Source organism: Lysobacter sp. DMC104 (assembly GCF_056313665.1).
The window spans coordinates 199,699-222,623 of the sequence record NZ_JBQUZW010000002.1 but is presented as its reverse complement, the minus strand read 5'-3'; the positions used below and the strand labels follow the sequence as shown (position 1 = coordinate 222,623).

Genomic DNA, 22,925 nt, shown 5'->3' with positions numbered 1-22,925 from the left:
CCAGCATGAGGTCGCAGTGAAGCCGACCGATCCACAGGACCCGAACACTTTCCATCGGGTCGTCGATTGCCAGTGGGCGTGCCCCGCACATACGCCAGTCCCCGAGTACATCCGCCTGATCGCCGCCGGCCGCCCGGCCGACGCCTACATGGTGAACTGGCGCAGCAACGTCTTCCCCGGGATCCTCGGCCGCACCTGCGACCGGCCCTGCGAGCCGGCCTGCCGGCGCGGGCGGGTCGAGGAGAACAACGGTGAGCATCCGGAACCGGTCGCGATCTGCCGGCTCAAGCGCGTGGCCGCCGACCTCAAGGGCGACGTCTCCGCGCGGATGCCGAAGCCTGCGACCCGGCACAACGGCAAGCGCATCGCCTGCGTCGGCGCCGGGCCGTCCTCGCTGACCGTGGCCCGCGACCTCGCGCCGCTGGGCTACCACGTGACCGTGTTCGAGGCCGATCCCAAGGCCGGCGGCTTCATGCGCACCCAGGTGCCGCGCTTCCGCCTGCCCGAGGAGGTCATCGACGAGGAAACCGGCTACGTGCTCGACCTCGGCGTCGAGTTCATCGGCAACCACCGCATCGAATCGATGCGCGACCTGCTGGCACAGGGCTTCGATGCGGTGTTCGTCGGCAGTGGTGCGCCGCGCGGGCGCGACCTCGACATCCCCGGCCGGCAGGAGGCCGCGGCGCAGATCCACGTCGGCCTCGACTGGCTGGCGAACGTCTACTTCGGCCACGTCACGAAGGTCGGCAAGCGCGTGATCGTGCTCGGCGGCGGCAACACCGCGATGGACTGCTGCCGCTCGGCGCGCCGGCTCGGCGGCGAGGACGTGAAGGTCATCGTCCGCTCCGGTTTCGACGAGATGAAGGCCAGCCCGTGGGAGAAGGAGGACGCGATGCACGAAGGCATCCCGATCCTCGACTGCCGCGTGCCGAAGAGCTTCGTCCACGCCAGCGGCCGGCTCACCGGCATGACCTTCGAGAAGGTCCGCGCCGAGTACGATGCCAACGGCCGCCGCAAACTCGTGCCCACCGGCGAGCCGGAGGAGTTCCACGCCTGCGACGAAGTGCTGATCGCGGTGGGCCAGGAAAACGCCTTCCCGTGGATCGAGCGCGACCTCGGCATCGACTTCGACCAGTGGGGTATGCCGGTCGTCGACACGGTCACGCACCAGTCGACGCTGCCGCACGTGCTGTTCGGCGGCGACGCGGCGTTCGGGCCGAAGAACATCATCTGGGCGGTCGCGCACGGCCACGCCGCGGCGGTCAGCATCGACCGCCTGCTGCACGGCGAGGATCCCAAGCTGCGGCCGGCGCCCGACGCGACGCTGGTCTCGCAGAAGATGGGCATCCACGAGTGGAGCTACGACAACGCGGTCTCGCCCGACGAGCGCTACAAGGTGCCGTGGTCGGAAGCCGCGAAGAAGCTCGACAGCATCCGCGTCGAGGTCGAACTGGGCTTCGACGTCGCGACCGCGCTGAAGGAAACCCAGCGCTGCCTCAACTGCGACGTGCAGACCGTCTTCACCAAGGACAAGTGCATCGAGTGCGATGCCTGCGTCGACATCTGCCCGACCGACTGCATCACCTTCACGCCCGACGGCGACGAAGCCGACCTGCGCGGTCGCCTGACCGCACCGGCGCTCAACCTCGAACAGCCGCTGTACGTCGCCGGCCCGCTGAAGACGCACCGGGTGATGGTGAAGGACGAGGACGTCTGCCTGCACTGCGGCCTGTGCGCCGAGCGCTGCCCCACCGGCGCCTGGGACATGCAGAAGTTCCTGTTGCTGGAAACCCACGCCGGCCCGCGCTGCCGCGACGTCAAGAAGAAGGAGGCGGCATGACGGCCGGCCACGCTCCACTGCAGTCGATCAACGATTTCGTCGTCAAGTTCGCCAACGTCAACGGTTCCGGTTCGGCTTCCGCCAACGAGCTGTTCGCCAAGTCCATCCTGCGCATGGGCGTGCCGGTCAGCCCGCGCAACATCTTCCCGTCGAACATCCAGGGGTTGCCGACCTGGTACGAGGTGCGCGTCTGCGAAGCCGGCTGGCTGGGCCGGCGCGGTGGTGTCGACCTGATGGTGGCGATGAACCCGCAGACCTGGGACGCCGACATCGCCGAGATCGAAGCCGGCGGCTATCTCGTGTACGACAACAGCAAGCCGATGCCGCGCTCGAAGTTCCGCGACGACGTGCAGGTGATCGGCATCCCGCTGACCGAGATCTGCAACGCGACCTACAGCGATCCGCGCCAGCGCCAACTGTTCAAGAACATCATGTACGTCGGCGCGCTCAGCGCGCTGCTGGACATCGACCCGGCCGAGATCGAGCGGCTGATCGGCGAGCAGTACAAGGGCAAGGAAAAGCTGCTGAGGCCGAACGTCGAAGCGCTGCATCTCGGCCGCGACTGGGCGCTGCAGCACCTGTCCTGCCCGATCGGCCTGCGCGTGCAGCGGTCCGACAAGGTGGGCGACCGCATCTTCGCCGAAGGCAACGCCGCCGCCGCGCTGGGCTGCGTCTACGGCGGCGCCACGGTGTGCGCGTGGTATCCGATCACGCCGTCATCGTCGCTGGCCGAGGCGTTCCAGAAGTACTGCCAGAAGTACCGCCACGACGAGGACGGCGCGAAGAAGTACGCCATCCTGCAGGCCGAGGACGAGATCGCCTCGATCGGCATGGTGGTCGGCGCCGGCTGGAACGGCGCGCGTGCGTTCACCGCGACCTCGGGCCCGGGCGTGTCGCTGATGAACGAGTTCATCGGCCTGGCGTACTTCGCCGAGATTCCGGTCACCATCATCGACGTGCAGCGCGGCGGCCCGTCCACCGGCATGCCCACGCGCACGCAGCAGTCGGACATCCTCGCCGCGGCGCACGCCTCGCACGGCGATACCAAGCACGTGCTGCTGTTCCCCGAGGACCCGCACGAGTGCTTCACCTTCGCCGCCGATGCGCTCGATCTCGCCGATCGCCTGCAGACGCCGGTGTTCCTGATGACCGATCTCGACATCGGCATGAACCAGCGCCTGTGCGCGCCGTTCGTCTGGGACGACCGTCGCGTCTACGACCGCGGCAAGGTGCTGAGCGCCGAGGACCTGGACGCAGGCAAGGAGTTCGCGCGCTACAAGGACATCGACGGCGACGGCATCCCGTACCGCACCTATCCCGGCACGCATCCGGACAAGGGCGCGTACTTCACCCGCGGCACCTCGCGCAATCCGCAGGCGCAGTATTCCGAGCGCGGGCCGGACTACGTCTACAACATGAAGCGGCTGCTGCTGAAGTTCGACACTGCGCGCAACCTCGTGCCGCAGCCGGTGTTCGACCGCGGCGACGTGCCGGCGCGGCACGGTGCGCTGTTCTTCGGCTCGACCAGCCCGGCGATGGCCGAAGCCGTCGACCGTTTGCGCCGCGACGACATCGCGATCGACACCGTGCGCGTGCGCGCTTACCCGTTCCCGGACAGCGTGCGCGACTTCATCGCCGCGCACGAGACCGTGTTCGTGGTCGAGCAGAACCGCGATGGCCAGCTGCGCACGCTGCTGATCGACGCGTTCGGCATCGATCCGGCGCGACTGGTCGCGGTGCTGCATTACGACGGCACGCCGATCACCGCGCGCTTCATCGCCGACGCCATCGCCGAGCGGATCGGGCGCAGCGGTGCGCGGCCGGAGCGCGCGGCGTGATGCAATGGACCTCGGGCCCGGCGGGCCCGCGCGGCGATGCCGCGCCGATGCAGGACGCGCGCGAACGGCTGGCGCTCGCGAACCAGTTGCTGGCCCGGCATCGCTACGGCACGCCGGAGCACGAGCAGGGCTACGCGCTGTTGCGTGCCGCGGCCGAGGCGCCGGGTGGCGCACGGGCACAGTGGATGCTGGGTGCGTATCACTTGCAGGTCGTGCAGCGCCCCGGCGCTTCTGCGGAAGCGCTGGTCTGGCTGCGCCGTGCCGCCGACGCCGGTGTCGCGCCGGCGCTCGATCGCCTTGCCGATGCGCTGCTGCAGGACATCGCGACGCCGTTCTCGATCGCCGCTGCGCTGCCGCCGCTGCGCCTGCTGGCCGAGCACGGCCATCCGCCATCGGCGTGGCAGTTTGCCTATCTCGCCGGGCAGGGTGACGCGCCCGACCTCGGCGTCGCGCCGGCCAGCCTGTGGCTGCGCGCCTGCGCACTGGGTTTCGGGCCGGCGTATTACGGATTGGGGCTGCGCATCGCAACCGGCGACGGCGTGCCGCGCGACGCCACGCTCGGGCGCACGCTGCTGCTGCGCGCCGCGGACGCGGGCCTGCGCGATGCGCGCGCAGCCGCGGACGAGTTCACTGCCGACGCCGATTCCGCCGCGACCGCGACGTTGCACGCCGCGCTCAAGGCCAATCTCGCCGCTGCGCAGCCGCTGCTCGCTTCGGTCGGCCGCGACGAGGTCATCCCGACGCGCGGCGTCGATCCGCGCGTGCAGCGGCTCGAAGCGCATCTGGTCGCGATCGGGCACCCGGCGTTCTTCGTCGATGCCGACGGCCGCGCCGCGGTGCGTGATGCCGTGCGTCCCGCGGCGATGGCGATGCCGCAGTGGCGCTGGTCCGACGGTCGGCCGCGCGTGGGCACGGCCGACGCCTTCGCCACGCGCGAGGAATGCGCATGGCTGATCCACAAGGTCGCCGATTCGCTGCTGCGCCCCGACCAGAGCGGCAGGCGTCACAGCGCCAACGATGCGTCCGAGATCGAACAGTTCGACGGCCAGGTACGTCCGCTGCGCCCGCTCGAAACCGATGCCGTCGTCCGCCTGCTCCAGCATCGCGCGGTATCCACGCTGGGCTGGCGTGCGCGTGATCTCGAACCGAGTTCGGTGATCCGCTACGCGCCGGGCAACGCCTACGACGTCCACGTCGACTACTTCACCGATGAGCAGATCGCGCTGAACCGCGAGCATGCCGGCGACGGCGGCGGCCAGCGCGTCGCGACCTTCCTGGTCTATCTGCAGGCCCCCGTGCAGGGCGGCGAGACCGACTATCCGCGCGCCGGGCTGCGCGTGCGCGGCCACCGCGGCATGGCGGTGGTGCACTACAACGTCGCCGACGGCCGACCGGATCCCGAATCGCTGCATGCGGGACTGCCGGTGGTCGAAGGCGAGAAATGGCTGTGGCGCTCCACGCTGCGCGAACACGCGCTGTACGCATGACGCATTCGAGGACTCCGAGATGACCTACCTCGCCAAACCGAAGCTGCACCATCCCACGCTGGCCTGCAACGCGATCGGGTTCACCCGTCGCGACTACGAAGGCAAGATCAGCACGCTGTGCGCGGGCTGCGGCCACGATTCGATCTCCGCGGCGATCATCCAGGCCTGCTGGGAACTCGACATCGAGCCGCACCGCGTCGCCAAGCTGTCGGGCATCGGCTGCAGCAGCAAGACGCCGGACTATTTCCTCGGCCAGTCGCACGGCTTCAATACCGTGCACGGGCGCATGCCGTCGGTGCTGACCGGCGCCAACCTCGCCAACCGCGACCTGATCTACCTCGGCGTGTCCGGCGACGGCGACTCGGCGTCGATCGGCATCGGCCAGTTCGTGCATGCCATCCGCCGCGGCGTGAACATGGCCTACATCGTCGAGAACAACGGCGTGTACGGCCTGACCAAGGGCCAGTTCTCGGCGACCGCGGACCAGGGCTCGGTGTCGAAGAAGGGCGTCGCCAACACCGACAGTCCGCTCGATCTGGTGACGATGGCGTTGCAACTCGGTGCCACCTACGTCGCGCGCGGCTTCTCGGGCGACAAGAAGCAGTTGGTGCCGCTGATCAAGGGCGCGCTCTCGCACCGCGGCGCCGCGTTCATCGACGTCATCAGCCCGTGCATCGCGTTCAACAACCATGCCGGCAGCACCAAGAGCTACGACTACGTGCGCGAGCACAACGACGCGGTGAATTACCTCGACGTGATGCCGCACCGCACCGAGATCGCGGTCGACTACGCCGACGGCGAGACGCTGGAGATTGAGCAGCACGACGGCTCGGTGCTGCGCCTGCACAAGCTCGATGCGAGCTACGACCCGCGTGACCGCATCGCGGCGATGAACCTCATCCAGCAGCGCCAGGCCCGCGGCGAAGTCGTCACCGGCCTGCTGCATGTCGATCCCGAGGCGCCCGACCTGCACGGCCACCTCGGCACCGTCGCCCGGCCGCTGAACACGCTGGAAGCCGCCGACCTCAATCCCGGCGCCGCGGCGCTGGAGAAGATCAACGCAGCGTTGCGCTGAGGCGGCGCCATCGCGAACGGAGGCGCTCGCGCTTTGCGCGACGCCACGATTCCGCGTTCACGGCTTGCGTTCGATCCCGCCCACGCGGGGCATGCGGTCGAGTTCGTCGATCACCGCTTTCGGTGCGCGCAGGCGGATCTGCACGGGAAAGGACTCGTAGACGACGACGTCCTTCACGACGCCGCGTCGCTCGAGTTCCTGCACCTTGGCCAGCACCGGGTCGGGCGTTTCGGCGCTGCCGACGATCAGCGCAGTCTCCATCGGCGGCGTCGGGGCGGTCGGGCGATCGCCCGCCATGCCGCAACTCGTGGACAGGAGCAGTGCCAGCGGGAACAGGAATCTCATGGCGGGCGGCCTTGTGTGCCATCGGCGGGATGGACCGGGATGTGCCGCCTGCGCGACGCATCCCGGGGTTGCGGAAGACACGGGCGAGCCACGTCTCAGTTGGGGTAGGTCGCGATCCAGTTCTGGAGCGTGCTGTAGACGGTGCTGGTGATCCGCGTGCCGCAATTCTGCGACGAGGAGCCGGTCGTGTGGATGCCGCGGACGTAGACGCCGCCACCGTCGGCGATGCCGCTGCCGCTCTGTCCGCCGGCGGTGTCGATCGTGTAGCACAGCCGGTAGGAGCCGCTGGTCGACACGCTGCCCGAGTGCGTCCACATCGTGCCGGTGGGCTTGTCGCCCGGGTAGCCGGTGATGGTGTGGGTGCCGCCCGAATAGACGCCCCAGCCGGAATTGCCGCCGTGCGGCGCCGCGCCGAGCACGATCAGCGCGTAGTCGTAGTTCGAATCCGCGCTGTTGTGCCATGCGGTGGTGGTGACGGCGCGCGTCCACGTCTGCGTGCCCCACGGTGCGTAGCTTCCGTTCTGCGCGACCGTGAAGTTCAGGTTCGAGTACCAGGTGCCCGCACCATTGGACACGCAGTGCCCGGCCGTCAGCACGTGCTTCGGCGAAATCAGCGTGCCGGTGCAGCCGACGGCGATGCGGCCGATGTGCCAGTAAGGCGACGCCACCGTGTTGGTGACCTGCACGCGGTCGTCACTGCCGATGACGACGCTGGGCGTGAACATCGTCTTCGCGCCGGACATGGGCAGGGTCGGTGGCGTGCCGAAGGTCGTGGCATTGCGGCCGAGACGCTGCATCTCCTGGATGGCTTTCTCGAAGATGGCGACATCCTGCGGATCCATCCTGGATTCATACAGGTCGCCGTTGGGCGTGACCATGACCGCGCTGAGGCCGGCGGCCTTTTCCTGCGGCGTCTGGAGGGCGGCGGGCCTGCTTGCGCCGAACTCGGGCAGCGCGTGCGTCACCAGGTTGTCGCCGCGGAGGAAGACGGCCTTCCCGGGCAGTCGCTTGAACGAATTCCTGCCCGCATCGGCCGCGTGCACCGTCGGCACGGCGATCAGCAGCATCACACAGAGGGTACTCATGCATTTCATGACGAACTCCTTGTCTGTCAGTGGGTGTTTCCATCGGCAGCGGCGCGCATGCGATCCGGTACGCCCTGCTAGCCGGACTCTAGGAACGACGTGCTGCCTGGTCAATCGTCGCGACATGCGTGGTCTGCGCGGCCGCGTGCGCAATCCGCGATGCATGCGAAGGCATGTGAATCCCCGGCGAAAGACATCATCACTCGCGCATGGACGATGCGTGGCGTGGCCGATAGCCGTGATCATTCGCGAGTGATGGCGCTGCGAAGTCTCCGGCGCGATTCGTGAACGCAACATCGGGAAACGGAAGATCCACCGTCCTGCATCGCGATGGTGTCATTCCGATTCCGAATCGATGCGGACGTTTCCGACGCGCCGCATCCACGGCGTACGACGGACGTCCCGTTCGTCGCCGACGTTCGCGTATTTTGAATGCATTCAGTCTCGCGCCGCGGGAGGCCCTGCAGGTGCGCCGGGACGATCGACGGGCGCCAGGCGGGAGGCGCTGGCGGCGAAGGGGGAAAGAATGGTTCAATGCCGGTTCGAGAAGCGGGGGTATCGTCCGCGGCCCCGGCCGCAGGCGGTTGAGACAGACCCTTCGAACCTGGGCTTCACGCCTTGCATGGGCGGTGGCCACTGACCGGTTCAGACCGGCGTAGGGAAGCTTCGCAAGGCCCGCACCGCCCGTGCGGTCGATGCGCCGCCGCTTCGTCCCGATCCGTCCGCAGCCCAGCGCGGACGTCCAGAACCGCAGGACGAACGCAGAGTGAGTGCGCCGATGAATGCCGTGCCTTCCCCGCTGTTGCAGCAGACCGAACAGCTGTCCGAATCCGTGACCCGGCCGATCCCGGGCTCGCGCAAGATCTTCGTTGACGGCGCGCAGCCCGGCGTGCGCGTGCCGATGCGCGAGATCGCGCTCGCGCGCACGCCGACGCTGTTCGGCGGCGAGGACAACCCGCCGGTCACCGTCTACGACACCTCCGGTCCCTACACCGATCCCGATGCCCGCATCGATCTGGCCGCCGGCCTCGCGCCGGTGCGCGCCGCGTGGATCGAAGCCCGCGGCGATTCCGAACAACTGCCGGGCCTCAGCTCGGAGTTCGGTCGCGCGCGCGAACACGATCCGAAGCTCGACGCGGTGCGCTTCCCGAACCGTGCGCTGCCGCGCCGGGCGAAGGCCGGTGCCAACGTCACCCAGATGCATTACGCCAAGCGCGGCATCGTCACCCCGGAAATGGAATTCGTCGCGATCCGCGAGAACCAGCGGCTGGAGGCGGTGCGCGAGGCGCACCTGCTGAAGCAGCATCCGGGCGAGCATTTCGGCGCGAGCATCCAGACGATCATCACGCCCGAGTTCGTGCGCGACGAGATCGCCCGCGGCCGCGCGATCCTGCCGTGCAACATCAACCATCCGGAAAGCGAGCCGATGATCATCGGCCGGAATTTCCTCACCAAGATCAACGCGAACATCGGCAACAGCGCGGTGTCGTCGGGGATCGCGGAAGAAGTCGAGAAGCTGGTGTGGGCGATCCGCTGGGGCGGCGACACGGTGATGGACCTCAGCACCGGCAAGCACATCCACGAGACCCGCGAGTGGATCATCCGCAATGCGCCGGTCCCGATCGGCACCGTTCCCATTTACCAGGCGCTGGAGAAGGTCGACGGCCGCGCCGAGGCGCTGACCTGGGAGATCTTCCGCGACACGCTGATCGAGCAGGCGGAGCAGGGCGTCGACTACTTCACCATCCACGCCGGCGTGCTGCTGCGCTACGTGCCGCTGACCGCGAAGCGCACCACCGGCATTGTCAGCCGTGGCGGTTCGATCATGGCGAAGTGGTGCCTGGCGCACCACAAGGAAAATTTCCTCTACACGCACTTCGAGGACATCTGCGAGATCATGAAGGCCTATGACGTGGCCTTCTCGCTCGGTGACGGCCTGCGTCCGGGGTGCCTGGCCGATGCCAACGACGCGGCGCAGTTCGGTGAGCTGGAAACGCTCGGCGAACTCACCAAGATCGCGTGGAAGCACGACGTGCAGACCATGATCGAAGGCCCCGGCCACGTGCCGATGCAGTTGATCAAGGAGAACATGGACAAGCAGCTGCGCGAGTGCGGCGAAGCGCCGTTCTACACGCTCGGCCCGCTGACCACCGACATCGCGCCGGGCTACGACCACATCACCAGCGCGATCGGTGCGGCGATGATCGGCTGGTACGGCACCGCGATGCTCTGCTACGTCACGCCGAAGGAACACCTCGGTCTGCCGAATCGCCAGGACGTGCGCGACGGCATCATGGCGTACAAGATCGCCGCGCATGCGGCCGATCTCGCCAAGGGCCATCCCGGCGCGCAGGTGCGCGACAACGCGCTGAGCAAGGCGCGCTTCGAGTTCCGCTGGGACGACCAGTTCCACCTCGGCCTCGACCCGGAGAAAGCCAAGGAATTCCACGACGAGACGCTGCCGAAGGACGCGCACAAGGTCGCGCACTTCTGCTCGATGTGCGGTCCGCACTTCTGTTCGATGAAGATCACCCAGGACGTGCGCGACTATGCGGCCGAGCACGGCGTCGACGAAGCGCAGGCGCTTGAAGCCGGCATGGCCGAGAAGTCGCAGGAATTCCTGGCGCAGGGCGCGCAGGTGTACCGCCGCGAGTGATCTTGCGGCGTCAACCCGGCCGTGCCTCGCGTGCGTGAGGCGCGGCTGTCGATGCGGTGGCGTGCGTCTTCACCGGCGCGCGCAGCCGCTTCGCCAGCGCATGCACCGCCGCACGCAGTTCGGCGATGCCGGTCATCTCCCAGCTTTCGCCGCGGGCCAGCGCACCGATGCAGTACAGGTCGGGGACCGGTCGTTCGCGGGCATCGATCACTTCGCTGGCGGCGGTGACGCGCAGGCCCAGGTCCAGCGGGTCGGCCGCGACGGTGCCGGTGGCGTAGAGATGCTGGATCAGCGGATGCGTGGTGCGGGTAATGTCGGTATCGAGGCCCGTGGCGCGGACCAGGCCGTCGAACATCCCGGCATCGGCGGTGTCGCTGCCGCGCTCGCGGAACACCACCGACACGCGATCGCCGGCGACGCCGGCGCGCAGCAGGCGGCCGGCGACGATCCGCAACTGGCCGCTCGCACGCATCGCATCGACCTCGGTGGCGACGCGTGGTGCCATGCGGTGCCGATGGATCTCCCAGAACGCGCGCACATGGCGCAGGAAACGTGCGCGCTGCACCGGCGTCAGGCCGCGCCAGAACGCCTGCGTGTGCGGGCGCAGCGCGTCCACCAGCGGGCGCCAATCGTCGACGATCTGCGCGACCGAGCGCAGCGAGGACACCAGCGCATGCAGGTCCTGAGCACGCAACGCATGGCGCACGCTGGGTGGCAGTTCGATCGGATCGGCCGCGTCCGCGGTGTGGCGCTGCGGCAGCAGGCCATGCCGCGACAGTGCGACGATCTCGCCGCGATGCCCCTGCCGGCGCAGCGTCGCCAGCACGTCGACCATGGTCAGGCCGGTGCCCGCGATCAGCAGTCGCGCATCGGGATCGATCCGCTGCAGTTCGCCTTCCTGCCACGGCGACGCGATGTAGCGCGGGCTCCGCGCCAGCCGCGGGCCGACGCCCGCCAGCCGCTGCGGCGGCAGCGCGCCGACGGCGAGCACCACCACGTCGCTGAAGAAGCTGGCGCCGTCGTCGAGGTGCACGCGGAAGCCGCCGCCGGTCAGGCGGTCGATCTCCACGACCTCGTGTTCCAGCGTGGTGAGGTTGGTGGAAGTGCGTTCGGCTTCGTGCAGGCGGTCGAGCAGGTATTCGCCGTAGGCGACGCGCGGCAGGAATTCGTCGCGGGCGCGCGGCGAGAGGTTGAGCCACTGCGCGAAACCGGCCGGCTTCGCTGCGTCGGCGCCGAGCTGCCCCGCACGGGTGTTGAGCAGGTGTTCGCCGCGGGCATCGCCGTAGGCGACGCCGCAGCCGAAATTGCTCGCGACGCCGACGAGACAAAGATCGACGTCGGTGTCGCGCGACGTGGCGAGCGCGGTGGCGAGCGTTGCGCCGCTGAATCCGGCGCCGACGATGGTGATGCGCATGCGGGCGTCCTCCGAGGGGATGGACGCAGTCTGCGCAGCGCCGCGCGAGCGATGTGTGAAAAATCGGTTTTCGTCGGAATTCCCGCGATTCCGACGATTTTCCTGGGCGCCTGATTCCGGGCGGATCGCGCGCTCTACATGACGCGCGGTGATGCGCTCATGCCGCGGCGTGGCGACGCGTGCGCCATGCGAAGCGAGCCGCGGCCCGCGTCACGCGCCGACGAGATCGAAGGTCAGCCCGGCCTTCGCGCGCAGGCGTTCGACCAGCGGCAGGCCCATCGCCGCGGCCGGCGTCCACACGCCGCCGGGCGTGCGCGCGTGGTCGATGTCGCGGGCGAGACTGATCGCGGCTTCGCCGATCATCTTCGAGGTCGAGCCGTAGCCGGGATCGCGGTCGCCGGTGACGCGGGCGACAAGCGTCTTGCCGTCGGCGGTCTCGCCGAAGAACAGCAGCTCGTAGCGGCCCTTCTCGCGCTGTTCGGCGTTCGGGCCCTCGCCGGGTTTCGGCAGCGCGAAGCGGGCGAGCAGGGCGCGGGTCGGCGCGAAGGCGAGCAGCAGATTCTGGGTCTTCGCCTGGCGCAGCATCTTCTTCGCACGCTTCTCGCCCGCGGGGCCGTCGCCGGTGAGCATGCGTTCGCTGTAGACGAAGTCCGTGCCCCAAGGATGGCCGAGCAGCGCGTGGCTGCGATGTACGTTCTTGGTGTTGATCGTCGCCATCACGAACGGCGCGGTCCAGCCGCCGGCCAGCGCGTCGCGTTCGGCGACGAAATCGTTGGGCTGGCGCGGGCCCTTGAAGCCCGGCGTCAGCGCGAACGGGTCGACCAGCGTGCGCCGCAGCGACGGATCGGCCTTCGTGGCCGCGTAGGTCGCGAGCATGCTGGCGACGGTACCGCCGGAGAACGTGCCCTTCATCGTCTTCACGCGGCCGTGGACGCGCTTCAGTGGTGCACCGAGACGCGCCTGTGCCTCGTGCTGCGCGTAGAGCACGCCGAGGTCGAACGGGATGGAGTCGAAGCCGCAGGAGAACACGATGCGCGCGCCGCTGCCCTGCGCGATCGGTTGCAGTTCGGGGATCATCTTCGCCATCCAGCCCGGCTCGCCGCAGAGGTCGACGTAGTCGGTGCCGGCGGCGGCGCAGGCGCGGATCAGCGGTTCGCCGAAGCGCTGGTACGGGCCGACGGTGGTGAGCACGACCTTCGCGCGGCGCACGAGTGCGGTGAGCGCGTCGCCGTCGGCGGCGTCGGCGACCAGCAGCGGCAGCGCGGCGTCGATGCCGAGGGCGTCGCGCACCTCGGCCAGCTTCGCGGCGCTGCGGCCGGCCATGGCCCAGCGCAGGTCGCCGGTGTCGCCATACGTGTTGTGGAGATATTCGGCGACCAGCCGGCCGGTGAAGCCGGTGGCGCCGAAGACGATGAGGTCGAGTGCGCGGTCCATGCGCCATCTTGGCATGGAACGCGCCGCGGGCGGAGCGGTGTCCCGCCCGCGGCGACGTGGTCAGAACGGTGTTGCCTCCGCAGTGGCCCGCAGGATCGCGCCGGGGTTGGGCGTTGGGTGGTTGCACGACGCAGCGTTGATCTCGTAGATGTCGAACTTGTACTCCGGATACGACGAGATCCACGAAACGGTCGAACTGCCCGCCACGGTTTCGCAATGCACCAGCGAGGTGCTGCCCGAAATGCGGACGTAGATGCCGTATTTCCTGCCGGTCGGCGGCTTGGCCCAGCGCAGGCCGACGCTGCACGGGAAGCTGGCCTTGGTCGTGCAGTCGATGTCCTTCACCCCGAGGAAGTCGGCGTTGCTGGACGTGATGTGCATCCTGCGGACGCCGAGCATGGTCGACAGGTAGTTCGAGAACGTGGTGGTCGTGATGAGCGAATCGACGACCGGGCGCGAGAAGTGCCCCGCACCCGGGGCGGTCGGCCACTGCCCGAAGTACGCCACGTTCAGGAACTCGTTCTGGTTCAGTGCGGCCTGTGCTTCCTGTGCGGTCTGTGCGCGGTTGAAGTAGGTCTCGATGAGATGGATCGGCTGGTTCCGCAGCGGACCCATTTCGCTGTACATCTGGCTGAAGCCCGTGGTCATGTTGTCGTAGATGTCGACACCCCACATCTTCGGCAGGACGCCGGTGGGTGCCAGCAGGTTCTTCAGCCGGCTGAAGCGGCCGGGCGCCCACGCGATCGAATAGCCGACCGTGTCGTCGTTGCCGAACGAATAGGTGTAGTCCTGCCACAGGCGCACCATGAACGGCTCGAGCTGGCCGCCGCTGAGACCGCCGGATTCGCCACCGAGATCGAAGATCAGGATGTTGTTGGGCGAAGCGTAAAGATGCGACAGGCCGCGGCTGTTCACTTCCTCGCGCGCGGCGTTGCGCGCATCGACGATGAAATTCCAGGCTTGCTGGTAACGGGTTTCGTTCCACTGCGTCCAGCTGTCCGGATTGTTGTTGTAGCCGAACCGGATGTAGATCCGCCGGAACCCGGCATCCAGCGCGGCGCCGATGACGGCTTTCAGGTTGAGGCGATGCTGCGGACGCATTGCGGATTGCGAATCGTCGATGACCTCGCCCCAGACCCCGTCGTAGACGCCGTCGTTGCAGGCGTTGTATTCGCACTCGCCGATGCTCGAGTGGTGCAGGATGATGCCGTAGGCGGACTGGCCGCTGGCTTTCAGCGAATAGATCTGCGACTGCACCAGTTTCGGGTTCAGGTGGTAGAAGGCGACCGGTGTCCTGAGGTTCTGGGCGGGGATGTACCAGGTGTTGTTGGGGTTGTCGCCGTCGGTGGTGCCGTAGGAATGGATGAAGTGGAGGGTGCCACCGAAGTTCGCGCGTTTGGCCGCGGAGGCGTCGGTGAAGGCGAGTAGCAGCAACAAGGCTGCGAAGACCCTGGGGAGTGCCGTCATGTGAGCGATTCCTTGCTTGGAAAGGGCGATGGAATCCGCGCGGCGCGGCAAGCCGTCGACGATCCGTCGACGTCGTCGGTGATGCGGTGCGCGCGTTTCCGGATGGAACAGCGGAATCCGCGGCAAGAGAGGATCAGGGGGGCGGCGAGGGGGCGGATGACGCTGCCGCGTGCACGAAGACCGGCGCGGAAGGCGTCCCGGTGGCAGGTCGTTCCCGGCAGCCCGGGGCAGGTGGAATGCGGGCGCGCGTTGCACGCGCCCGCACCGGGGGTCACTCGGCGACCACCGAACCGCTGCGCGGATAGATGCGGTAGTTGCGGGCGGTGCCGTTGTTGCGGACGCGGATCTCGTCGCCGGCCACGCCGTCGAGGTTGGCGTAGTTCAGCAGCGACCACCAGGTACCGAAGGTGTTGCTGCCGTTGATGTACTGCACGGTGCCGGTGCGCGGGTAGATGATGTTGATGTTGCCGTCGTTCCGGGCGACTGCGATCTCGTTGCCGGTGGTGCCGTCGAACTGACGCACGCCGTCGGAGAGGATCGCGTACTGGGCGTTGATGATGTAGTTGCTCATCGACCCGGTGACGTAGCTGTAGACGCTGATGTAGTTGGGCAGGATCAGGATCAGCTCGGCGCCCGCGGTGCCGTTCAGGTCGCTGACGCAGTTGGGGATGCCCGGATCGTTGCAGATGGCCCAGCTGCCGCTGCTCACCGGCGTGCTGCTCATGCTGCGGGTGCGGTAGTTGTAGACGCGCAACGCGGAGCCGTTGGCGATCGGGACCTCGGCGCCGGGCTGGCCATCCAGGTCCCTGATGCCGTAGACCGCGACGGCGTAGGTGCCGGACATCGGCTGCGAGCTGGTGCTGCGCGCGCGATGGTCGACGACCTTCAGGGAATCCGACGCCACGATCAGGATCTCGTTGCCGGCGATGCCGTTGAGGTCGGTGATGCCGCCGGGCGATGCGGCCCACGAGCCGGTGCTGATCTGGTAGTTGTAGCTGCTGCGCGAATTGTGGTTGATCACCTTCAGCGCGCCACCGATGTTGATCGGGATCTCGGCGCCGGGCGTGCCGTCGAGGTCCTGCACGCTGGTGAAGTTGCCGTAGAGCAGCGCCCACGAGCCGGTGCTGATCTGGTAGTTGTAGCTGCTGCCGTTCGTGCTCTTGACGGTGATGTACGAGCCGTTGTTGTAGACCGTCTCGGCGATGTTGTCGCCGTCGAGGTCGGCGCTGCCCATCAGGACGCCCTGGGCGGATGCGGTGCCTGGCAACCAGGCGCAGGCCGCGAGGCCCAGCGCGAACAGTGCGGCGCGGAACGAATATGTCATGGTCAGCTCTCCTTGAGCTTGGGGATGTCGATGCGCCGGGATGGCGCACCGGTCGGGACGAAGGAGACGACGACTTCCCGACGCTGCCGCTGCGCGCGGTAGAGACACCCCGACAAGCGGTCGGGCCTCCGCGGAGAGCGGGCGTCGGGGCTCAGCCGGCGTAGGCGTAGACGAAGTACAGGTGCATCACGCCGAGCGCGGCCAGCAGGCAGCCGGCGCAGATGTGGAACGCGGTGGTCCACTGGCCCCAGGTGCCCAGCCGGCTGGCCGGCAGCAGGTTCAGCAGTGCACCGGCGGCCACGACCAGCATCGTCACCGCGAAGGTGGCGTGCAGGAAACCGGCATGCGCGAAGCCGGCGTGCAGCACCAGCAGGATCAGCATGGTGAGGCCGAGGAAGCGGTGCGACAGTTGCAGCACGCGCTGGGCCCGCCCGCCGATCAGCCGGCGCTTGATCAGCGCCAGCGACAGGTCGAAGGTCAGCAGCCCCACCAGCGTGTAGCCGGTGAACTGCTTGTACGCATGCAGGCGCTGCAACGACGTGAGGGCGGCCACGCGCGGCGACCACAGCCAGGCGATGCAGGCGAGGGCGACGCCGACGAGCGCGATCCACGAAGCCGCGGCGAGCGCCTTCTGGTAGGCGCTGCGGGTGACGATCGGCCGGCGCGGCGGCGTGATGCCGCTTGCGGTCGTGCTCATGGCGCCGTCCCCGCCTTGCCCGCGGACGCGGCGGCGGGCGCCGCGGGCTTGCCCGCGACCTCGCGCCGCTCGCCTTCGCGCATCTCCAGCAGGAGGTTGAGCGTGGCGATCGAGTTCTTCTCCTCGACCTTGTCGCGGAAGGTCTTCGCGTCCGGCACGAACAGGCCGCTCGCCGGCCACTGCGTGCCGACCTGCGGCCGCGCGGCGGGATCGAAGCTCGCGGTCTTGCGCAGGTAGGCGTCGTAGGCGTCGAGCGCCGAGGCGCGGTACGCGGCAAGGATCGCGATGACTTCGTCGGTGGAGAGCTTGTCGCGCGGGAACGACCACGTGGTGGCGCCCATCACGTCGTTCTGCTTCCAGTCCTTGCGCGGGCTCTTGGGATGGTCGTTGTGGCAGGTGACACAGGCCGGCGCGGCGGCGATGTCGGCGAACATCGCCGTCTGCCGGCCGGTGCTGGTGTCGAGGAAGAACTTCGGCTGGCGGTCCTTCTCGATCTGCTCGAAATACGTCTGCTGCGCGCCCTTGAACTTGTTGGTGATCTCGATCGGATAGCTCGACCCCAGGAACAGGCTCAGTTCCGGCACCCGCTGCTGCAGGCGGTTGGCGGTCTCGCGCAACAGCAGCGCCGGCAGCGGGCCCGCGTGGACGTCCTTCTTCTTCCAGTCCTCGCTGAACTTCAGGCCGATCTTCTGCCCCGGCGTCACGATCTCGCCGGTGTACAGCTTGCGGATGGAGGCGTTCTCGGCGTTGAGCAGGCGGAACAGCGTTTCCACCGGGACGTCGCGCGCGCCGACGCTCTCGTCGAGGTCGGCGGGGGCGGTGACGAGCAGGTAGATGCCGGCCACCGCCAGCACGGCGAGGGCGATCACGGAACGGGGAATCCTGGTCAGCGTCATTGCCGTGTCTCCGGGGTCCGGGCCTTGACCGTGCGTTCGCCGTAGGGCGACGCCGCGGTCTTCAGGTAGGCGGCGATCGTCGCGGGGGCGATCGCCTGTTTCAGATCGTGTGGTGGCTCGTGATGGTGGTTGCCGTGGAAGTCGTGGCAGGCGAGGCAGGTGTCCCAGCGCTGGTCGTGGATCAGCACCGCGTGCGTGGGTTTCGCAGGATCGTTCTTGACCTTGGTGTCGGTGTGGCAGGTGCCGCAGAAGCGCGCGTCGGTGCGGCTCAGCCGCGTGCCGGTGTGCTCGCGATGGCAGCTGACGCAGTTCTGCGGCGCGAGTTCGCGGCGCGCGGCCTCGAAGCGTGGCTCCAGGAAGCGATGCGCCGGATGTCGGTCGTCCGGATTGTCGTGGCAGCCGATGCAGGTGCCGTTGTTCACTTCGCGCATGCCGAACTCCGCGCCATCCTCGCGCAGGCCCAGCAGGTGGCGGGTCTTCGCCTGCAACTGCTGCCGGACCGACCCGGGCGCTTCGCGGTGGCAGTCGGTGCATTCGAGCTTTTCGTGCCCGGGGTTGTGGACATCGTTGGGCACGAACGTCGCCAGTGCCGGTGTCAGCAGCAGCAGCGGCAGGAAGGCGATCGCCAGCCCGGCCGCGTACGCCAGCTGGCGCACGCTGCGGCGCTTGCGGATGCGGGTCTTGAGGAAGAACGCCTCCACGCGCACGTCCGCGTCGGGCACGCCCGCCTTGCGCAGGCCCTCGACCACGTTGCGGGTGTAGACCTCCGGTCCGCACACGTAGAAGCGCGCGCCCGGGAACAGTTGCACCGTGTCGCGCACGTCCTCGTCGTCGATGAAACCATCGACGTCGTCGGCGCGCAGGTGGCAGCTGATTTCGGGGTTGCTGCTCGCCGAGGCTTCGATCCGGTCGGCGTAGACCATGTCGCCGCGATAGGCGGCGCTGTAGTCGATGTGGAGGTTCTGCCCTTCGCGTCGGCCGCTCAGCAGCGACAGCGCGAGGGTCACGCCGACGCCGGCCACGAACGCGACCACCGGGCGTCCGTCCGCGGGGTCGGCTGCGCCGGCCGGTACCGCGATGCGCATCGGGATCGCCGCGAAGATGCTGTCGTCGGCGTCGAGCAGGCGCGTGGTCAGTTCGCCGTAGGGCAGGCGGCGCATCGCGATGCTGACGCGATTGCCGTCCTCGGACTGGTCCACCACCGTGTAAGTGCGCGTGACCCAGGTCTCGTCGATCCAGGCCTGCAGCACCACGTGCTGCGCCGGTTTCGCGCGCGGGTAGGGCGGATAGCCCGCCAGCTGCATGTCCAGCTGCACGATGTTCCGCTGCGGGAACTTGCCGTCGGTGAGCACCGTGCGGGTCGCGTTCGCGACCTCGTACCACGGCGATCCGCCCAGCATTTCCTGCAGCAGCGGACGGCAGCAGCCGCAGTGCACGCCGCAGCCGAGCTGGCTGCCCAGCGATTCCAGCGTGGACGCGGGTGCGGTCGCGATGGCGGCCTTGATCTGCGCGCGGCCGACGTGGGCGCAGTGGCAGACCAGATCGTCCTGGTCGGGGCCTTGTAGATTCGGTATCGCGTCCATGCCACCCCTGTCGGCGTTCGACGCCGCGTGCACGGCGACGCGAACGTCACCGGAATCCGTTCCCACCCACGCCATCTCTGGCGGGGGACATGTCGCGGGCCTCCTGTCGACTGACGCGATGACATCGATTCATCGCGTCGATCGCCCGTGTTCGATATGGTTAACAATCTCGTGCACGGTTTTCAAGCGTGACTGCGGGTATCGTGCGTCGACTTTGGTCTCGTGCGGGTGGCATGGCCCGGCGATTCGGGAATGATTAGCATGACGCGCGTCGCGTTTCGTCGTTACATGGTTTGATCCAGGACATCTATCGTGCACAACCCGCTCCACGACCGACTGTTCGCGCCCCTGTCGGGCAGCCCCCATGCGTTCCTGATCCGCCCGGACGGCGACGCCCTGTCCGCGGATGCGTTCCTCGCGATGGCGCATCGCGCCGCGGGTGCGCTGCGCGCGCTGGGCGTGGGCCCGGGCGATCGCGTCGCCGCACAGGTCGCGAAGACGCCGGAAGCGCTCGCGCTCTACGGCGCCACCGCGATCGTCGGCGCGGTGTTCCTGCCGCTCAACACCGCCTACACGCCGGCGGAGGTCGACTACTTCGTCGGTGACGCCACGCCGCGGGTGCTGCTGGTCGATCCGGCGAAGGCCGCGGCGCTGGCGCCGATCTCGGCCCGTCACGGCGCGGTGCTCGCGACGCTCGACGCGCACGGGCAGGGCGACTTCCGCACGCTGTGCGACGCGCAGCCGGATCGTGCCGAGGTCGCGGCGCGCACCGGCGACGACCTCGCCGCGCTGCTCTACACCTCCGGCACCACCGGGCGCTCGAAGGGCGCGATGCTCAGCCACGCCAACCTGCTGTCGAACGCCGAGGCGCTGGCGCGCGAGTGGCGGTTCACGGCCGACGACGTGCTGCTGCACGCGCTGCCGATCTTCCACACCCACGGCCTGTTCGTGGCCTGCAACGTGTCGCTGCTGAGCGGCGCGTCGATGATCTTCCTGCCGGGCTTCGACCTCGAGGCGATCCTGCGCCTGCTGCCGCGCGCGACCGTGCTGATGGGCGTGCCGACGTTCTACACCCGGCTGCTGGATGACGAGCGGTTCGACCGCGACCTCGTCGCGCACATGCGCCTGTTCGTGTCCGGCTCGGCGCCGTTGCTGGCGGAGACGCATCTCGCGTTCGAGGCGCGCACCGGGCATCGCATCCTCGAACGTTACGGCATGACCGAGACCAACATGATCACCTCGAACCCGTACGCGGGCGACCGCCGCGCGGGCACGGTCGGGCGCGCGCTGCCGGGCGTGGACGTGCGCGTGTGCGATCCCGCGAATGGCGCGCCGTTGCCCGCGGGCGAGACCGGCGTGGTCGAGGTGCGCGGCCCGAACGTGTTCCGCGGCTACTGGAACCTGCCCGAGAAGACCCGCGAGGAGTTCCGCGACGACGGCTTCTTCATCACCGGCGACCTCGGCACGCTCGGCGACGACGGTTACCTCACGCTCGTCGGCCGGCAGAAGGACCTGATCATCACCGGCGGTTTCAACGTGTATCCGAAGGAAGTCGAGCTACTGCTGGACGAAATGCCCGGCGTGCTCGAATCCGCGGTCGTCGGCGTGCCGCATCCGGATTTCGGCGAAGCGGTGCTCGCCGTGCTGGTGCCGCAGCCGGGCGCGGAAATCGACCTCGCCGCGATCGACGCCGTGCTGCGCGAGCAGCTCGCACGCTACAAGCAGCCGAAGGCGCTGGAAGTCTTGCCCGAGCTGCCGCGCAACACGATGGGCAAGGTGCAGAAGAACCTGCTGCGCGAGCGGTTCGTGTCGCGGTTCGCCACATCGGCGACGTAGGGCGGGTCTTGACCCGCCATTGCGGCATTCACGATCGCACCGCCGAACGATCGAGGCGGTTTCGATCGTCGCAATCACGGCCGGATACGTTGCGATGGCGGGTCAAGACCCGCCCTACGGTGCTGCCGGAACTGCTGTGCAACACGATGGGCAAGGTGCAGAAGAACCTGCTGCGCGAGCGGTTCGCGTCGCGTTTCGCCGCCTCCGCACCCCGGATGCCGTAGGGCGGGTCTTGACCCGCCATTGCGGCATTCACGATCGCACCGCCGAACGATCGAAGCGGTTTCGATCATCGCAATCATGGCCGGATACGTTGCGATGGCGGGTCAAGACCCGCCCTACGGTGCTGGGATACGCAGGCGCCACTCAGCCGCCTAGGTGCTCCAGCCGGCGACGCAGGCGGCGGACACGCTGGTTCCGGTGCGCGTTCGGTGCACGGGCTTCGAGGCGGTCGATCTCGTTGCGCAGGGCCGTGCTCTCGCGGATGCGGTTCAGATGGACCTGCATGTCCCGCTCTGCCTGCCGCTGCACCAGCCACGCGTGCAGTGCGGACCAGTCGCGCTGTTTGCGTTTGGGCGGGACGGGAATCTTGTATCCGATCCAGGTGCAGGGTCGGCTGCAGTTCGGACAGGGAACATCGCCGTCGTAGTGCGTATGGCGACGCACGGCGCTTCGGCAATGGAAGCAGACCCACGCGGCCGTACCCATGCGCGCGACCTAGTCCCGCAGCCAGCGCAGCATGCGCGGGTAGAGCACGTCGCCCGGATCCGGGGTGAAGCCGCGGGCCGCGGCCATGCCGGTTTCGCACAGGCCGCGCAGGCCGGGCACGATGCCGAAGGCATACATCTGCAGCACCGCCGGCGACTGCCCGTGGTAGCCGCCTTCGTGCATCAGCACCTCGGGCGGCAGCCCGATCGCGTGCACGGCCGCCCATGCCCAGGCCATCGCCTCGGTTTCGCCGGCATGCGGCACGTCCTGCTCGTCGGCGAGGTCGTCGCTCGCGCGTGCGCGGAGGTCGGGCGGCAGTACCGCGAGGTGTCCGGCCTCGTGCAGCAGGTCGCCGGGCCACTGCAGCCGGTCGGGATCGACCTGCAGCCCGCCGTCGCGGATGACGATGCCGGGCAGGAAGCTGTCCGGCGGCAGCGGGGTCTCGACCACCGGGATGCCGATGCCGGCGAGGAAATCGAGGATCGGGCGGTAGTGTCCGGCGTGGTGCATGCGTGCGGTCTCCGCGCTCAATCGCCGCCTCCGCCGCCATCGCCTCCGCCGCCATCGCCTCCGCCGCTGTCGCCGCCGGCATCGCAGCTGTCGTTGCCGGCGGCGCCGTCGCTGTCGTTGCAGTCGTTGTCGTGGCGGCCATCGTCGCCGGCCGTGTCGTTGCCGGAATACGGGGAACTGCCCGCGGCGCCATCGCCGTGCCACGTGTCCGACGAGGAGGGGGAGGAAGAGGACTTCCGGCCTGCGGGCGTGGCGCTCTTCGCAAGGAGGACGATGACGAGTGCGACGACGGCAAGGACGACGAAGAGGGCCATCGCGGCAGGACTCGGAAGGACGGGAGCCGAGACGGTATCGCATCGGCGGCGGGATGCGGAATACCGGAGGCCGTCCCGCGCGGCCCGCAAGCCGCAGGGCGGGTCTCCGCCCTGCGGGGGTGGGGCTGCCTCAGGGCTGCGGGACGTCTTTCAGCGTGCCGCTGTCGGCTTGCGGCGTGGTCTGGTGATCGACGAGCGGCGAAGTGGGCGCCGCCCCCGACACGTCCTTCATTTCCTCGACGGCGAGCGTGCGTCCGAGGACGCGGTCGTTTTCCTTCTGCATGACGAACTCCATGTGCATTGGCTGCGTGGGAGCCGGCGGATGCCCGCCAACCCGGACGGGCGCGTGGTCTGTGGCCTTGCGCGCGCCGTCCACCGGGAGATTCGCGATGCGGCGGGACGAGCGGACATCGCTG

At 68.6% G+C, this 22,925-nt stretch carries 19 protein-coding genes; 6 read left to right on the top strand and 13 right to left on the bottom strand.

What is annotated here, in order from left to right:
- Window positions 1-16: 16 nt before the first annotated feature.
- Genes ACT53R_RS03880 through ACT53R_RS03865 form a run of 4 tightly spaced genes read left to right on the top strand, consistent with a single transcriptional unit; the run spans window position 17 to window position 6,240 of the window.
- On the top strand, window positions 17-1,840 hold the full coding sequence (locus ACT53R_RS03880) for an FAD-dependent oxidoreductase (RefSeq protein WP_476170525.1): 1,824 nt from the start codon (window positions 17-19) through the stop codon (window positions 1,838-1,840).
- Entirely contained in the window at window positions 1,837-3,678 is a 1,842-nt protein-coding gene (locus tag ACT53R_RS03875) for a 2-oxoacid:acceptor oxidoreductase subunit alpha (RefSeq protein ID WP_476170524.1), read from the top strand. Before ACT53R_RS03880 ends, ACT53R_RS03875 begins: the two co-directional genes overlap by 4 nt.
- The gene (locus tag ACT53R_RS03870) at window positions 3,678-5,165 is read left to right on the top strand and encodes a 2OG-Fe(II) oxygenase (protein ID WP_476170732.1); all 1,488 of its coding nucleotides are present in this window, start codon (window positions 3,678-3,680) and stop codon (window positions 5,163-5,165) included. Before ACT53R_RS03875 ends, ACT53R_RS03870 begins: the two co-directional genes overlap by 1 nt.
- A 19-nt stretch (window positions 5,166-5,184) precedes the next feature.
- Complete coding sequence (locus tag ACT53R_RS03865) at window positions 5,185-6,240, top strand: 2-oxoacid:ferredoxin oxidoreductase subunit beta (RefSeq protein ID WP_476170523.1); 1,056 nt, start codon at window positions 5,185-5,187, stop codon at window positions 6,238-6,240.
- Window positions 6,241-6,297: 57 nt separating this feature from the next.
- Here ACT53R_RS03865 and ACT53R_RS03860 read toward each other — a convergent pair whose 3' ends face one another.
- Together ACT53R_RS03860 and ACT53R_RS03855 are read right to left on the bottom strand one after the other, a co-directional pair.
- A complete protein-coding gene (locus ACT53R_RS03860) occupies window positions 6,298-6,585 on the bottom strand; it encodes a hypothetical protein (protein ID WP_476170522.1) in 288 nt (95 codons plus the stop codon).
- Window positions 6,586-6,680: 95 nt separating this feature from the next.
- Window positions 6,681-7,670 (bottom strand): trypsin-like serine peptidase, encoded by a 990-nt coding sequence (locus tag ACT53R_RS03855; protein WP_476170521.1) that lies wholly within the window; start codon window positions 7,668-7,670, stop codon window positions 6,681-6,683.
- Window positions 7,671-8,448: 778 nt separating this feature from the next.
- Here ACT53R_RS03855 and thiC point away from each other — a divergent pair.
- Window positions 8,449-10,326, top strand: coding sequence for a phosphomethylpyrimidine synthase ThiC (thiC, locus tag ACT53R_RS03850; protein ID WP_476170520.1), 1,878 nt, complete (start codon window positions 8,449-8,451; stop codon window positions 10,324-10,326).
- Window positions 10,327-10,336: 10 nt separating this feature from the next.
- Here the strand turns inward: thiC and ACT53R_RS03845 are convergent, their stop codons facing one another.
- The 7 genes from ACT53R_RS03845 to ACT53R_RS03815 form a co-directional block, all read right to left on the bottom strand.
- Window positions 10,337-11,740 carry an FAD/NAD(P)-binding protein gene (locus ACT53R_RS03845; protein WP_476170519.1) on the bottom strand — a complete coding sequence of 468 codons (1,404 nt, stop codon included), beginning with the start codon at window positions 11,738-11,740 and terminating at the stop codon, window positions 10,337-10,339.
- A gap of 210 nt (window positions 11,741-11,950) precedes the next feature.
- A complete protein-coding gene (locus ACT53R_RS03840; protein ID WP_476170518.1) occupies window positions 11,951-13,174 on the bottom strand; it encodes a saccharopine dehydrogenase family protein in 1,224 nt (407 codons plus the stop codon).
- Window positions 13,175-13,234: 60 nt separating this feature from the next.
- Window positions 13,235-14,641 (bottom strand): hypothetical protein, encoded by a 1,407-nt coding sequence (locus ACT53R_RS03835; protein WP_476170517.1) that lies wholly within the window; start codon window positions 14,639-14,641, stop codon window positions 13,235-13,237.
- A 271-nt stretch (window positions 14,642-14,912) separates the two neighbouring features.
- Window positions 14,913-15,965 carry a PA5033 family protein gene (locus ACT53R_RS03830; protein ID WP_476170516.1) on the bottom strand — a complete coding sequence of 351 codons (1,053 nt, stop codon included), beginning with the start codon at window positions 15,963-15,965 and terminating at the stop codon, window positions 14,913-14,915.
- 151 nt (window positions 15,966-16,116) lie between these two features.
- The gene (locus ACT53R_RS03825) at window positions 16,117-16,662 is read right to left on the bottom strand and encodes a hypothetical protein (RefSeq protein WP_476170515.1); all 546 of its coding nucleotides are present in this window, start codon (window positions 16,660-16,662) and stop codon (window positions 16,117-16,119) included.
- Window positions 16,659-17,531 (bottom strand): c-type heme family protein, encoded by an 873-nt coding sequence (locus tag ACT53R_RS03820; protein ID WP_476170514.1) that lies wholly within the window; start codon window positions 17,529-17,531, stop codon window positions 16,659-16,661. The genes ACT53R_RS03825 and ACT53R_RS03820 overlap by 4 nt, the downstream gene beginning before the upstream one ends.
- Window positions 17,532-17,554: 23 nt before the next feature.
- Complete coding sequence (locus ACT53R_RS03815) at window positions 17,555-19,141, bottom strand: (2Fe-2S)-binding protein (RefSeq protein WP_476170513.1); 1,587 nt, start codon at window positions 19,139-19,141, stop codon at window positions 17,555-17,557.
- Between the two features lie 312 nt (window positions 19,142-19,453).
- Between ACT53R_RS03815 and ACT53R_RS03810 the strand changes: the two genes are divergently transcribed.
- A complete protein-coding gene (locus ACT53R_RS03810; RefSeq protein WP_476170512.1) occupies window positions 19,454-20,977 on the top strand; it encodes a malonate--CoA ligase in 1,524 nt (507 codons plus the stop codon).
- 366 nt (window positions 20,978-21,343) lie between these two features.
- On the opposite strand, the gene ACT53R_RS03805 is transcribed toward ACT53R_RS03810, so the two are convergent.
- From ACT53R_RS03805 to ACT53R_RS03790, 4 genes are all read right to left on the bottom strand, one after another.
- Complete coding sequence (locus ACT53R_RS03805) at window positions 21,344-21,484, bottom strand: hypothetical protein (protein ID WP_476170511.1); 141 nt, start codon at window positions 21,482-21,484, stop codon at window positions 21,344-21,346.
- 210 nt (window positions 21,485-21,694) lie between these two features.
- A complete protein-coding gene (locus tag ACT53R_RS03800; protein WP_476170510.1) occupies window positions 21,695-22,195 on the bottom strand; it encodes a hypothetical protein in 501 nt (166 codons plus the stop codon).
- Window positions 22,196-22,212: 17 nt separating this feature from the next.
- Window positions 22,213-22,509: a hypothetical protein gene (locus ACT53R_RS03795; protein ID WP_476170509.1), complete on the bottom strand. Its 297-nt coding sequence runs from the start codon at window positions 22,507-22,509 to the stop codon at window positions 22,213-22,215.
- A gap of 130 nt (window positions 22,510-22,639) precedes the next feature.
- Entirely contained in the window at window positions 22,640-22,792 is a 153-nt protein-coding gene (locus tag ACT53R_RS03790) for a hypothetical protein (protein ID WP_476170508.1), read from the bottom strand.
- Window positions 22,793-22,925: the final 133 nt, after the last annotated feature.